This is a genomic window from Fibrobacter sp. UWB11 (assembly GCF_900143015.1).
Taxonomy (GTDB): domain Bacteria; phylum Fibrobacterota; class Fibrobacteria; order Fibrobacterales; family Fibrobacteraceae; genus Fibrobacter.
The window spans coordinates 300,971-315,297 of the sequence record NZ_FSRT01000002.1 but is presented as its reverse complement, the minus strand read 5'-3'; the positions used below and the strand labels follow the sequence as shown (position 1 = coordinate 315,297).

The window sequence follows — 14,327 nt, the reverse complement described above, 5'->3', positions numbered from 1 at the left end:
TTAACAATCGAAGTGAAATGTAATAAAATTGTAATGCGGTGTAGCCTCAAAATTTGCGACGAAGGCGTAGTTGTGTGTTTGCGTTTTTTCACAATTGGGTACAGCTGTGTCCAGTTTTTGCCGTATTCAAAGGGCGTTTTTTGTTTTTCACGATATATTTATAGTGTTGAATAATGGAAAGGAGTGTCCTATGTCGGTCAAATTTGGCTTGAAACAGTTTATCCCTCTCGCGGCGACGGTACTTTCGCTCGCTACGGCTGCGACCGCCGCGACCGCTTACATCAACCAAGTCGGTTATCGTACTTCGGATCCGAAGGAATTTGCCTTGACCGAAGGAAGTGGCGATATCGAAATTGTAGATGCCGCTGGTCAGACCGTCCTCAAGGTCACTCCGAAGGCCGCTTCTTATTGGAATCCGGGTGCAGTGAATGTGCAGCTGGTAGATATTTCCGAATTGAAAACACCGGGTGTCTATAGCATTAAGCAGGGCGGCCAAGTTCTTCGTTCAGACTTGAAAGTTGCAGACAAAGTTTTTGAAGATGTCGCCAAGGCTTCGCTCAAGTGGTACTATTACCAGCGTGCCTCCATGGCTTTGGAGGAAACGTATGCCGGCCAGTGGAAACGCGATGCAGGCCACACGAATGCGACCGTGAATCTCCATAAATCTACGGGTGCTTCGGGTACGATCGAATCGAGTAAGGGCTGGTACGATGCTGGTGACTATGGTCGCTATATCGTGAACTCGGGCATTACTACATACACGCTCCTTTCACTTTACGAACACTTTCCGGATTATTTCAAGACTTTCAAATGGAATATCCCGGCCGAAGGAACTCTCCCGGATTTGCTTGCCGAAATCAAGTACAATCTTGACTGGATGCTCACCATGCAGGCCGCTGACGGTATGGTTTACCACAAGCTTTCGACTCTCCAGTTCCCGGGCGATGTGATGCCGGCCAAGGATACCGATAAACTTTATGTTATCGGTAAAGGTACTGCTGCAACGCTTGATTTTGCTGGTGTGATGGCTGCTGCATATCGTGTGTATAAACCGTTTGATGCCACATACGCAACAACTTGCCTTGAAGCCGCCAAGAAGGCTTATGCCTGGGCGCTCCAGAATCCGAATGTTGCATTCTACAATCCGGTCGATGTTGCAACAGGTTCTTATAGCGATGGCGAATTCTCCGATGAAAAGGCTTTTGCCGGTATGGAATTGTTCCTTTCTACGGGAGATGCTTCGTACAAGCCGACTATCGATGCTAACAAGACAAGCATTGTTCCGGCATGGCCCGAAATGTACGGCCTTGCTGTTTATGGTGCCGCAACTCACCCGACCGAAGCTGGTGTCGATGCCGAAACCGCTAAGTCGATGCTTTTGAGCTATGCAAATGAATTTGCCTTTGCCGCTTCGAGTGGCTTTGGCGTTGTAATGTCGAACGAAGACTTTGTCTGGGGCTCCAACGCTGTGGCGGGTAACCAAGGCGTGTTCCTCCTTTATGCCTACTACCTTACTGGCGAACAGAAGTATTACGAAGCTGCTAAAAAAGTCGTTGACTATTTGCTCGGCAAGAATCCGCTTGATATGTCTTTCTTGACAGGCTTTGGAACAAAGTCGCCGAAACTTCCGCATCATCGTCCGAGTACTGCGGATAAAATAACGGAACCGATTCCGGGTATGCTTGTGGGTGGCCCGCAGCCGGGTGGTGAAGATATTGGCTCCAAGTCTTGGGAATGTAAGGATTACACGACTGGTGTTCCTGCAACATCTTATATCGATGACCGTTGCAGCTATGCGACGAACGAAGTCGCTATCAACTGGAACGCTCCTTTTGCTTACATTGCTGGCGCCCTTGAAGCTTTGAATGCTGGCTTTGCTCCGTCTTTTGCGGTTCCTGGTGTTGCAAAGGGTGGTACATCGTCCATCAAGCCGGTTGTATCGAGGCATCGTGTGTCTGTTGATAATGCTCCGCGTCTCCGTTTTGATGATCAGAAGGTGTTCATCGAAAAGAGCGGCAAGCGCTTTGACCTCAAGGGTCATCGTTTCTAAAGAATTCTCCTAACCGAACCTCAAAAAATCCATATTCATAGAATGCAAAGCGACGCCCCTTTCTCCGGGGGCGCCGTTTTTTTGTGTGTGATTGCAAAACACTTGCTACACTTTTCTCTAAAATGATGCTTGCGCGGGTGGAAAAAGTACTTGAACGGCTCTATATTATATGGGTAATACTTGCACTTTTTTAAGTGAGGATGTTTGTGAAAAATCATGCGATAAAGTCCGTTGCGCTTGCTGCGCTTGTTGTGGTTCCGGCTTTTGCTGCGACCGCTTACATCAACCAAATCGGTTACCGTCCAGGCGACTTCAAGGAACTAGCCCTTGTCGAAGCTAACGGCAATGTGGATTTTGTTAATGCGGCTGGCCAAGTAGTGCTTTCTGTCACGCCGAAGGCTGCATCTTACTGGAATGCGAGCGGTCAGAACGTCCAACTCGTCGATTTCTCCAAGCTCGCCGAAGCGGGCAAGTACAGCATCAAGGTGAACGGTAATGTGCTCCGTTCCGATCTCGTTGTGAAATCGCAAACCTACGAAGAAATAGTCAAGGCCTCCATCAAGTGGTTCTACTACCAGCGTGCCTCCATGGCTCTCGAAGAACAGTACGCAGGCAAGTGGGCTCGTGCCGCTGGTCACACGAACGCAACAGCAAAACTTCACAATTCTACCGGTGCCTCGGGTACAATCCAGTCGAGCAAGGGCTGGTACGATGCTGGTGACTATGGTCGCTATATCGTGAACTCGGGCATCACGACTTACACGCTTCTCTCTCTCTACGAACACTTCCCGCAGTATTTCAAGACGCTCAAGTGGAATATCCCGGCCGAAGGCTCCTTGCCGGATTTGCTTGCCGAAATCAAGTACAATCTCGATTGGATGCTCACCATGCAGGCTTCTGATGGCGGCGTTTATCACAAACTCACGTCTCTCGGTTTCCCGGGTGATGTAATGCCTGCTCAGGATAACTCCGAACTTTATGTTATCGGTAAGAGCACTGCTGGTACATTTGATTTTGCCGCAGTCATGGCTATGGCTTCCCGCATTTACAAGCCGTTCGATGCTACTTACGCTTCCAAGTGTCTCGAAGCTGCCAAGAAAGCTTATGCTTGGGGTCAGCAGAACCCGAGCCGTAACTATCTCGCCAATCCGTCGGACGTTTCGACGGGCGCCTACGAAAATGACAATCCGAATGATGAAAAGGTTCTCGCAGGTACGGAACTCTACATCACGACCGGCGATGCTTCTTACAAGCAGTCGGGCTCCTCGGAATACGTTTCGTATTGGGGTGATGTCATGGGCCTTGCCACTTACGAAAAAGCAACTCATCAAACTCAGTTTGGTGGCGATGCCAGCGAAGCAAAACAGAAAATTTTGGGTACTGCCGATAAGTTTGTCAACCGCGCCGAATCGGGTTTTGGCGTCGTGATGGACAAGGATGACTTTGTATGGGGATCCAATGCCGTTGCTTCCAATCAGGGTGTTTGGCTGTTGCATGCCTATTACCTCACGGGCAATCAAAAGTATTACAAGGCTGCCGTCAAGGCTCTCGATTACTTGCTCGGCAAGAATCCTCTCGACATGTCTTTTGTGACAGGTTACGGCACCAAGTCTCCGAAAATGCCGCACCACCGTCCGAGTACTTCTGATAATGTAGAAGACCCGATTCCGGGAATGCTCGTGGGTGGCCCACAGCCGGGCGGCGAAGACGTTGGCTCTGCTGCCGAATGGAAGTGTGCAGATTACCGTACAGGTCAGGCCGCTACCGCTTACACCGATCAGCGTTGCAGCTATGCCACAAATGAAGTTGCCATTAACTGGAACGCTCCGCTTGCGTATCTCGCTGGTGCAATCGAAGCCATCAATGCTGGCTATGCTCCGGAATTTGCTGCCGCAGGCGTTGCAAAACAGGATGTACCGGCTTCTAGCTCTTCTACGGTTTCTTCTTCTTCGAGTGCTCCGCAGAGTTCGTCTTCGGCAGTTGTGTCTAGTTCTTCCGAAACCGCCGTGAGCTCTTCTTCTGTTCCGAGCGTTTCCTTAAGCTCTTCTGCAAACGTAGAATCCTCCAGCTCGCAGGGGACGATTGCAATCCGCGTGCCTGTTGAATCTAATGTCGTTCGCTCTCAGCAACCGCGTTTCCGTTTCGATGGTCACTCTCTCTTCGTCGAAAAGAACGGCAAACGCTTTGACTTGAAGGGACAACACATCAAGTAAACAAATTCTCATATTCATAGAATGCAAAACGACGCCCCTATTTGTCGGGGCGCCGTTTTTCTATTAAAAGCAAAATTTCTAAATTGTCAACATGATGTCGAGTATTTTGAACAATTTGTTGATGTTTGTCTTGGGGCTGTTGGCCCTGAGCTTCCTTGTGACCATTCATGAACTGGGCCATTTTATTGTTGCCAAGTGGAACAAGGTTAGGGTGAACACCTTCTCGGTTGGCTTTGGCAAAAAGCTTTTCCGCTACAAAAAAGGCGAAACGGAATACTGCATCTCTGCAATTCCCTTTGGCGGTTATGTGGCGATGGCCGGTGAAAATCCCGATAGCATCGAAGGCAATCAACCCTCGCAAGATGATTTTTTGGGCAAGTCCGTAGGGGCGCGTGCCGCAATTGCATTTGCGGGACCGTTTGTGAATATCGCTTTTGCGTTTGTTCTATTGATTATCCTTTATATGGTCGGTGTTCAGGAACCCGACAACAAGAGCCTTATCATTGGATTTGTGGCGAAGAATTCTTCTGCCGAAATGGCGGGCATCCAGCCGGGTGATACAATCACTGCAATCAATGGCAAGGAAACGCAAGGATGGGATGACTTTCGCGAACAAATTGGTGTAAGCCTTGGCGCAAATGTCATGCTCGAAGTGCATCGCGGTGGTGAACCGCTTGCAATCAAGGTTGTTCCGCAAGAACTTGTAATCCCGGCTATGGATTCGACATCCGATCCTATCAAAATGGGCATTGGCGATATCGGAGTCTATCCTCGCAATCGCGTTATCGTGCGCTTGCCGCCCAAGGAAGGCTCTGCTGCTGAAAAAGCTGGAATTTTGCGCGGTGATACTATTTTCGAAATCAACGGCGAACACATTTCTCGCTACGAAGATGTTGTCCGCTTGATAGATGGCTCCAAAGGAGCCGAAGTCAGTGTGACGCTCATGCGCGGTGGCGAAAAAGTCAACGTGAAAATGACTCCTGCCTACAACGAAGAATTCAAACGCTACATTGTCGGAATCCAGATGGGTTACGTGATGTTCAGCGAAACGCACCTTGTGCGCCGTGGACCGATTGAAGCGTTTGAAAAGACTTGCGCTACAAGCTGGAAAATGACCACGAGCATTTTCCGATACTTCAAACGCTTGTTCCAAGGACAAGTTAAAGTCGATGCGTTCTCGGGCCCGGTCTCCATTGTCGCCGTAATGGGAAACGTGTGGATGAGTGGTTTCCAGGATTTCTTGATGCTCCTCGCATTAATCAGCATTAACTTGGGTGTAATGAACTTGCTTCCGCTTGCAATTACGGACGGTGGCCTGCTCATGTTCCTTGGAATTGAAAAAGTACGCGGAAAACCGCTGAGTTTAAAAACTCAATCAGTTATTCAAAATGTTGCCGCAGCATTCTTCATCAGTTTCTTCGTGTTCATCACGATTCTGGACTTCGGCAAAATCTCGCTCTTCTTGAAATAAGAAAAATGGCGGCCTCGGCCGCCTTCTTTTATCTCTCGTGCATGTACGCGTATGCGAAATTCATCGGTGGCGTACTGATGCAAATGTATTCGAAAATATCGGCACCCATGTTCTTGAGTCCGTGAATTTCCTTTTCCGAAAAACGGACTACATCGCCTGCTTCAAACGGCACTTCCTTGTCGTCTGCCAACAAGAGAACTCCGCGACCAGCAATAGCTACCCAGATCTGTTCCGACGTGTAGTGCTTGTGACGAGGCTGCTCTGCACCTGGCATCACAGAAACTTTCGTGACCGAAACCTTTTCTGACCTGCTGTTGTCGGGCGTGAGCAACTGTGCCGATTCCACACCGGGATTGCACAAGACTCTAATGTCGTAGTTTTTGATCAGTTCCATTTCGTATGCAAAGATAGCTCTTTATTGAACTCGTGAATGTGGTGTGCCTGTATTTTTCGCTGTTTTGGGAGATTTTGGGTAGGTGGGGGCGGAATCGGCCTACCGAATTAGGTTGAAAGGTGTGTGTCGCAGCCATGCTTGCATGGCTATGGTCGAGCCGCAGGGGTTTTTGCAAATGCCGCACTCGCAACGCTCGGCTTACCGCAATCAATAAGCATCTTAAAAGTGAGGCTACTTCTGTCTGATTCAATAAACGGCTACTTGCTGTTTTTTGAAAAAGATTGTATATTTATAAATAACAGGACCCCCCGCACCTCTCATTGACGTGTCCCAGGGGGGACATTTTTTTTATGGAAATCAAAAAGGCGACAACGTATAGGGAGCAGGCTGAAAAGATCGAACAACGTGGATGTTGTATCGAAAGTGTGGATGATGCTGTTCGATGCCTTGAGTCCATAAATTATTATAGGTTGTCTGCATATTTCCTACCGTTTAGAAAACAAGATGGTTCCTATAATGCAGGGACGAGTTTTTCAAGAATTGTGCAGATATACGAATTCGACCGATTGTTGAGACGGTCGCTTTTCTCGGCTCTTGAAGAGATTGAAATTTCTATGAGGGCGAGACTTGCGTATTTCCATGCGCATAAATATGGTCCGACGGGTTATTTGATTGAATCGAATTTTTCTCCGTCGCATAAACACCAAAGATTCTTAGAAACGTTCAATAGAGAAGTTGAACATAGTTCTAATGTTCTTTTTGTGAAGCATCATCAGGATTGCTATGATGGTGTGTTCCCCATTTGGGTGGCTGTGGAGTTGTTCTCGTTTGGCATGTTGTCCTATTTTTATGCAGACCTTGTTCTTGCAGATCAAAAGCTCTTTGCATGTCAGTATTATAAGACGATTCCGAAGAATCTAAAAAGCTGGCTAAGGTGTACGACTGACTTGCGTAATATCTGTGCCCATTACGGACGACTCTACTATAGGATTTTCTCTGCTATTCCTGCAAATATTGAGGAAGTCGAGGAAAAAGATGAACGCTCTCTTTGGGCGGCGTTCCTTGCTGTGCGAAATTTGTATCCGAATCCCCAAAAGTGGAACGAAGAATTTCTTCCGTCAATTAAAGAATTGTTTGAAAAGTATTCGTCTGCAATTCAGTTGGAACACATTTCGTTCCCGGAAGATTGGGCAGAAAAAGCGATTGCTAAGGAAGAATAATCCTTGGTTTTATCGTGATAAATGGGAGGGGTGGAATGGAAATTTATAATCCAGGTTCCTTTTGTGGGAAGAATATATTGGTAACAGATACAATTAAACTTTCCGAAAGCGAATGCCAAAGTTTTTTCTCTCAGTTTAATTTTTTGGAGTTAGTAAGAAAAATTTGTAGTTTGTCTTCAAATTTGTTTCTATCTGAGAAGGTGGAACAGTTTAAAGACGTCCCGTATACAGATAGAACTTTGTGCGAGGCTGTTATTCTTGCTGCAAAATACGCAAGAAATGAAAAGTTGACAACTCCTACGGATGATGGCTTACGATTGGTTCTTCGTATTGCATCGGGAGAAGAAGAAAAGAATCTTCTAAAGCATTCGGATGCCCTTGAAATGATGACCCTAGTTTCTTATGAACAGTTTCGAGGCTCTCCTATGCATATGGTCTCTAGAGCTTGGTGCTTGTTTACAGATGCATGGCCGTCAAGAAATACCATTCAGCCTTTAACAGAAATTGAGTCTATTGTAGGAATATCTTATAGGTCAATTCTGTTTTTTGCTATGGCTGCGCTAAAAAATGGATACTTGTTTCCGTACGAAAATCCTTCTGAATTATCGTCTTTTTTCGGAGAAAATTTACAGGAAGATTCACATTTAAAGTTCTTGGATTATTTTTCCTCAAAGAAGGCTGAATGGATAAATAGAACCGTTCCTCCAGCTTATATAAGTAAGCCTATTTTGAATTCTGAAGAAATTCCTGTGGGAAAAAATAGGGTGGTTTACTTTGTCCCTGCCGTAAATTATTTGTATGCTCGGGTAACTACAGGAATATACCACGATTTATCCAATCACTATAATAATGGTGCTAAAAGGAATCTATTTCGAGAGGAATTTGGTTATGCTTTCGAAAATTATGTAGGGATGCTATTAGATTATTATCTAACATCGTTTGAAATATCTAGAGAAATTGTTTATGGAAAGCGGCAAAATAAAACGGTAGACTTTTTTTTGAAAAAAGATAATGAATTGGTTCTTGTTGAGGTTAAACAATCTGGTATTTTTTCAAACGCGAAGTTTCTAGGTGATCATCGTTGTGCTTCGAATAACTTAAAAAATAGTGTTGGTAAAGCCATCGAGCAAATTAGAGTGACCAAGAATTTGATGGCAAATGGCTTGCTAGAATTGTCTGCATACAAGAATTGCAATGTAGTTCACAGTCTGGTTGTTCTATATGATCATTTGTATAACGCAAATAGTATATGTAAGGATTTGCTGAAATCTGAATATGGAAAACTAGATGATGTAAGTATCATAAACATTTCTGAATTAGAATCTTTTCTTGATTTGCAAAATCAAAACCAAGATTTCATTGAAATTCTAAAAAACAAGGCCGTTAATTACCCAACATATGATTTTAACGAATTATGGGCTCATGCGTATAAGGATCGTATTGACAATAAGACTTTTTTAAAAAAGTATTACAAGCAGGTTGAGCCTACAAAAAAGAGATAGATGTGGGTGACTTAATTGCTAATTAAGCCGTAGTAAACCCAAACTAGTCTAATTAGGAATATTATCTGGTAGCTCTATATGATATGTTTTTCTTAATTTTAGAGCATTCTCGTTTGAAAAAAGGCTTTTTATCGTGAAAAAAGAGTTATATTAGGATTGTAAACTTTTTAGAGGTGTTTTTATAAGGTAATTTTGTTTTTGACATTTCTTGAGCTTTGCTCCTGGCTCTCTGAATCGAAATCAGCAAATTTCAAGCACTTGAGAAAAGGGATGCGAACGCTCACGTCCAGTAATGGGCGTGGGTCGTTTGTGTTTATCAAGTGCAGGTTTTGCTGAACCTCGATTCGGATAAACATGAACGTTTCCCACGTCTTTTTTTTGAATTTATCCATTTTGTAGGGAGGTATGTTATGAAGATAGCGTGTGTCTTTTGGTTGGTTGGAGTTTTCTGTTTCGTTGCGTGCGGCAATGATTCCAACGCTAATGTAACTGCTTCGCAAACAAATAATTCAGTATGCATTGAAGGCTCTCAGACAGATATTGATGGAACCAGATATATATGTCGTAATGACGTATTCGTTCCATTGCAAAATAATTTGCCTACTTGTTCTGTGGGAAGTGTTATGCAAGATCCACAGGGGAATGCTTATACCTGTCAAAATGGAAATTGGCAGTTGATGGATCCTTTTTCTTTTAGTTACAGTTCAATTGCTACTTCCTATTCATCATCATCAATTATTTCTAATCAAATTTCTAGTAGTACTGTAATGAGTAGTGCATTCGAATCTTCATATTGCTACTATCTAACGAAAAATCATGATTGCATTCCTGTTTCAACTATTTTTTCTAAAGTGGTAAATAAAAATGGAGAGAGTGTTTATGATAGAAAAAGTAATACCCTCAAGGATTTAAGGGATAATCAGGTGTACAAGACTGTAACAATTGGCAGCCAAATTTGGATGGCGGAAAACTTGAAATTGGATTATGATTATGGCACTGCTAAGAGTTTTTGTTTTAATTACATATCTGATAGTTGTGAATCATTAGGACATCTATATACATATTCGGCTGCTATTGATAGTGCGGGTATATTTAGTTCTCAGACTGCGGGGTGTGGAAGTGGGGTTGCTAAATGTGTATCAACATTGATTGTTGATACAATAGAAATACGTGGAATATGCCCCAAAGGATGGCATGTTCCTAGCTTAAACGAATGGTCTACACTTGTAAAAGTTGCGGGAGGTGGGGCGGCAGATGGTGGTGTGGAAAGCTATGCCGCTGGATCTATTGCTTTGAAATCGAAAAATGGTTGGATTGATAATGGAAATGGAAGTGATAAATTTGGATTTAATGTCAAACCATCGGGCTTTAAATACAGCTTTAATGACTGGGGTACTTTTGAACCATTTGATTATTATGGTGAACGGGCTGAGTTTTGGACGACCTATCGTCAAACAAAGTGGAATACAGAAACTGCGAGTTTTAATGCCAAAGATGTTTCGCAAACATCGAATTCGTATTTTACTTTTTCCGTTACAATGACTGATGATAATGGAGTGTCGTTGCGTTGCTTAAAAAATAAAGATTGAGTAAAAGGAAATTGCAAACAAAGAACCTCGGTTCATCACCGAGGTTCTTTTAGCGTTTAAATCCTTCGACTTCGTGCCTCACGGCACTCCGCTCAGGATGACACCGGGGTGTTTACACGCCCCGCTATCAGTTAAGCCTGCTTGTAGCTTTCGAGCGATTCCACGCGGAGGCTCTTCACAAAGTTGTAGTGCTTTGCGACTTCGGCTTCGGCGAGGTTCAAATACACCTTCATGCTCTTGTCGAACAGTTCCGGTGCCTTGGTGGCGTCGCGGAGGAGCAACTGGGTCATCACGCAGTTGGCGGCGAGTTCGTACAAGTGACGGCTGCAGAGGTCGGTGAATTCGTTGTTTTCAACGGACTTCACGTACTCAATAGCTTCGTTGTACTTTTCGTCCATTGCCTTGGCGCGGGCCTTGAGGCTTTCGTATTCCGGGCGAACGTCCATAGCTTCGAGTTCTTCGAGCATGAGACCGTAGCTGCCGGTGGTGATGTGCGGGAGTGCTGCAACCGTCTGGAGCTGCGTCGTACCTTCGTAAATGGAGGTGATACGAGCGTCGCGGTAGAGGCGCTGGCAAGCGTATTCAAGCATGTAGCCCGAACCGCCGTGAACCTGGATACAGTCGTAGCTGTTCTGGTTTGCGTATTCGGAGTTCATGCCCTTGGCGAGCGGCGTGCAAGCGGAAGCGAGCTTCTGGTAAAGCTTGAGTTCCTTCTTTTCGTCGTCGGTGAGCTTGCGCGTGCGTTCGATGTCTTCGAGGCACTTGTAAATGTCGACGTAACGAGCTGTCTGGTACAAGAGGGCGCGACCTGCATCGAGGCGAGCCTTGATGTTCGAGATCATTTCGTAGACGGCCGGAAAGTTCACGATAGCCTGACCGAACTGCTTACGGTCCTTGGCGTAGGCGAGAGCTTCGTTGTAAGCCATCTGGCTGATACCCACAGACTGAGCGGCAATGCCGAGGCGTGCGCCGTTCATGAGGGCCATCACGTACTTGATGAGACCGAACTTGCGGCGGCCGCAGAGTTCAGCCTTGGCGTTCTTGTAGACAAGTTCGCAAGTCGGGCTTCCGTGAATACCGAGCTTGTTTTCGATGCGGCGAACATCAACGCCACCGTCACGCTTGTCGTAAATGAACATGGAAAGACCACGACCATCGTGCGTGCCTTCTTCGGAGCGGGCGAGCACCAGGTGAATGTCGGAGTCGCCGTTCGTGATGAAGCGCTTCACGCCGTTCAAGTACCAGCACTTGTCAGCTTCGCTGTAGGTGGCCTTGAGCATCACGCGCTGCAAGTCAGAACCTGCATCGGGCTCGGTCAAGTCCATGGACATCGTTTCGCCGGCGCAGATGCGCGGGATGAAACGGGAACGCTGGTCTTCGTCGCCGAATTCATAGAGCGTTTCAATGCAGTCCTGGAGGGACCAGATGTTCTCGAAACCGGCGTCTGCAGAGGCAATCATTTCGTTGATGGCCGTGTAGGCGGTAATCGGGAAGTTGAGGCCGCCAAAGCGGCGCGGCATCGTGACACCGTTGAGGCCAGCCTTGCGGGTGGCTTCAAGGTTTTCGTAGGTCTTGGATGCGTAGCGGACGCGGCCGTTTTCGCAGTGCGGGCCTTCGGCATCCACGTCTTCGGAGTTCGGGAAGACCGTGTTTGCGGTGATGTCGCCTGCGACTTCGAGCACGCGGTTGTAGTTGTCCATAGCGTCGGCAAAATCTTCCGGCGCATAGTCGAAATTGTCCTTGTCAGCAAAGCCGTTTTCCTTGAGTTCGACAATGCGCTGCATCAAGGGGCTGCTTTCGAGGTTGAATTTAATCTCGGGGTGATCTGTGTAGAAATTTGCCATAGCGCTTACTTGTTGTTTGCCTTGTAATACTTGATCATCTTCGGGAGAACTTCTTCGACGGTGCCGTTGATCACGTAATCAGCGATAGCGTTGATCGGAGCTTCGGGGTCGGAGTTCACGGAGATGATGATACCTGAATCCTGCATACCAGCGAGGTGCTGGATTTGGCCGGAAATACCGAAAGCGATATAGACCTTCGGGCGGACCGTCACGCCAGTCTGACCGATCTGACGGTCATGATCGACGAAACCTGCATCCACAGCGGCGCGGCTAGCACCGACTTCAGCGTGGAGTTCCTTGGCAAGTTCGAACAGCATGTCGAAGTTTTCCTTGGAGCCCATGCCGTAACCACCGGCGACCACAATCGGAGCGCCCTTGAGGTTGTGCTTGGCCTTTTCCACATGGCGTTCAAGCACCTTGACCACGTATTCCGTTTCCGGAACGTACTTGGCCACGTCGTGCTTGATGACTTCGCCCTTGTAGTTCGGGTCCACGATTTCCTTCTTCATCACGCCTTCGCGGACGGTTGCCATCTGCGGGCGGTGTTCCGGGTTCACAATCGTTGCGACGATGTTACCGCCGAATGCCGGACGGATCTGGCAGAGCTGGTTTTCGTAGAACTTCTTCACGCCACCGATGCTCATTTCGAAGCTGTCGATTTCGAGTTCGGTACAGTCAGCGGTAAGGCCGCTGTGCATGGCGCTGGAGATGCGCGGGCCGAGGTCACGGCCGATAACCGTTGCACCGAGCAAGCAAATTTGCGGCTGTTCTTCCTTGAAGAGGTTCACCACGAGAGAGGCGTGCGGATTGGTGGTGTAGGGGAACAGGCCTTCGGCGTCGAACACATGAACCTTGTCCACACCGTAAGGGAAAACCTGTTTTTCAATGCCATCAAGGCCCTTGCCAGCGCAAATGCACTCGAGCTGAACGCCGAGAGTGTTGGCCAACTTGCGACCCTTAGAAAGCAGTTCAAGGGAAACGTCAACGACGGTGGTTCCCTCAATTTCGCAATATACAAATACGTTATTCATAGGTTAGCCAATAATCTTCCCGTCTAAAAGTTCCTTGATAAGTCCTTCAATGTCGGCGTCGCTTGCGGAGAGCGTGCGGCTTTCCTTGGCCTTGAACACGATGTTCTTGACGGCCTTCACGTTCGTCGGCGAGCCTGCCTTACCGATCTGGGCCGGGTCGGCGTCGATATCGGCTGCACCCCACTGCGGGATGTCGAGGTAGGGCTTCTTAGCGATGAGAGCTGCGTACTTGTCTGCATCTTCCGGTTTGCGTTCGGCAACTGCAGTCGCATTCTTGAACTTCATGATGCGCTTTGCATTGCGCGGACGGCACGGAGCAGCACTGCCGTTCACGGTCACAACCAGCGGGAGCGGTGCTTCCACAGTTTCGACACCACCGTCGATGTGGCGGCGGATCACGACCTTGCGTGCCTGTTCGTCGAGCTTCAAAATTTCTTCGGCGTAAGTCACCTGCGTGAGTCCGAGCTTTTCTGCAATCTGCGGACCGACCTGTGCGGTATCGCCGTCGATAGCCTGGCGGCCACCGAGAATAATGTCGTAGTCACCAATCTTCTTCACTGCCTGGGCGAGCGTGTAGCTCGTAGCGAGTGTGTCAGCACCACCGAGCGGGCGGTCCGTCACGACGTAACCGCAGTCAGCGCCGCGGTACAAAGCTTCGCGGACGACTTCGGCAGACTTCGGGAGACCCATGGTCAACACGGAGATGGTGGAACCAGGGAACTGGTCCTTCAAACGAAGGGCTTGCTCCAGGGCGTTCAGGTCTTCGGGGTTGAAGACCGCGGGCAATGCGGCACGATTGATAGTACCCTGCGGCGTCATGGCGTCCGGGCCTACGTTTCGTGTATCAGGTACTTGCTTTGCAAGCACAACGATTTTAAGACTCATATTACTATAGTGTTTTAATTTAACGGTTAATTGAAAATCCTGCTACTCTGCAAAATTTTACAAGCTACAAGATAAAATTATTAAGCCCGCCGGATTTCTGAATATGCTCCGAACGGGCTGAAAATAAC

General features: G+C 47.2%; 10 protein-coding genes. 6 read left to right on the top strand and 4 right to left on the bottom strand.

Annotated elements, in window-relative coordinates; all coding sequences use genetic code 11:
* Nucleotides 1–190: 190 nt before the first annotated feature.
* The 3 genes from BUQ91_RS09945 to rseP all read left to right on the top strand — a co-directional run bounded on the left by BUQ91_RS09945 (nt 191) and on the right by rseP (nt 5,734).
* Nucleotides 191–2,050: a glycoside hydrolase family 9 protein gene (locus tag BUQ91_RS09945; protein ID WP_072827772.1), complete on the top strand. Its 1,860-nt coding sequence runs from the start codon at nt 191–193 to the stop codon at nt 2,048–2,050.
* 200 nt (nt 2,051–2,250) lie between these two features.
* On the top strand, nt 2,251–4,263 hold the full coding sequence (locus BUQ91_RS09940) for a glycoside hydrolase family 9 protein (RefSeq protein WP_074209142.1): 2,013 nt from the start codon (nt 2,251–2,253) through the stop codon (nt 4,261–4,263).
* 106 nt (nt 4,264–4,369) lie between these two features.
* A complete protein-coding gene (gene rseP / locus BUQ91_RS09935; RefSeq protein ID WP_254842316.1) occupies nt 4,370–5,734 on the top strand; it encodes an RIP metalloprotease RseP in 1,365 nt (454 codons plus the stop codon).
* Between the two features lie 28 nt (nt 5,735–5,762).
* Here the strand turns inward: rseP and BUQ91_RS09930 are convergent, their stop codons facing one another.
* Nucleotides 5,763–6,128 (bottom strand): cupin domain-containing protein, encoded by a 366-nt coding sequence (locus BUQ91_RS09930; protein WP_074209140.1) that lies wholly within the window; start codon nt 6,126–6,128, stop codon nt 5,763–5,765.
* A 350-nt stretch (nt 6,129–6,478) separates the two neighbouring features.
* On the opposite strand from BUQ91_RS09930, the gene BUQ91_RS09925 reads away from it, so the two are divergent.
* From BUQ91_RS09925 to BUQ91_RS15425, 3 genes are all read left to right on the top strand, one after another.
* Complete coding sequence (locus tag BUQ91_RS09925) at nt 6,479–7,348, top strand: Abi family protein (protein ID WP_074209139.1); 870 nt, start codon at nt 6,479–6,481, stop codon at nt 7,346–7,348.
* 35 nt (nt 7,349–7,383) lie between these two features.
* Nucleotides 7,384–8,850, top strand: a complete 1,467-nt coding sequence (locus BUQ91_RS09920; RefSeq protein ID WP_073424918.1) for an ATP-binding protein — start codon at nt 7,384–7,386, stop codon at nt 8,848–8,850.
* A gap of 410 nt (nt 8,851–9,260) precedes the next feature.
* The gene (locus BUQ91_RS15425) at nt 9,261–10,439 is read left to right on the top strand and encodes an FISUMP domain-containing protein (protein WP_083601227.1); all 1,179 of its coding nucleotides are present in this window, start codon (nt 9,261–9,263) and stop codon (nt 10,437–10,439) included.
* Between the two features lie 131 nt (nt 10,440–10,570).
* On the opposite strand, the gene BUQ91_RS09905 is transcribed toward BUQ91_RS15425, so the two are convergent.
* Genes BUQ91_RS09905 through BUQ91_RS09895 form a run of 3 tightly spaced genes read right to left on the bottom strand, consistent with a single transcriptional unit; the run spans nt 10,571 to nt 14,199 of the window.
* Nucleotides 10,571–12,283, bottom strand: coding sequence for an acyl-CoA dehydrogenase family protein (locus tag BUQ91_RS09905; RefSeq protein ID WP_014545690.1), 1,713 nt, complete (start codon nt 12,281–12,283; stop codon nt 10,571–10,573).
* A 5-nt stretch (nt 12,284–12,288) separates the two neighbouring features.
* Nucleotides 12,289–13,314 carry an electron transfer flavoprotein subunit alpha/FixB family protein gene (locus tag BUQ91_RS09900; RefSeq protein WP_072827777.1) on the bottom strand — a complete coding sequence of 342 codons (1,026 nt, stop codon included), beginning with the start codon at nt 13,312–13,314 and terminating at the stop codon, nt 12,289–12,291.
* Nucleotides 13,315–13,317: 3 nt separating this feature from the next.
* Complete coding sequence (locus BUQ91_RS09895; protein ID WP_014545688.1) at nt 13,318–14,199, bottom strand: electron transfer flavoprotein subunit beta/FixA family protein; 882 nt, start codon at nt 14,197–14,199, stop codon at nt 13,318–13,320.
* Between the last annotated feature and the right edge of the window lie 128 nt (nt 14,200–14,327).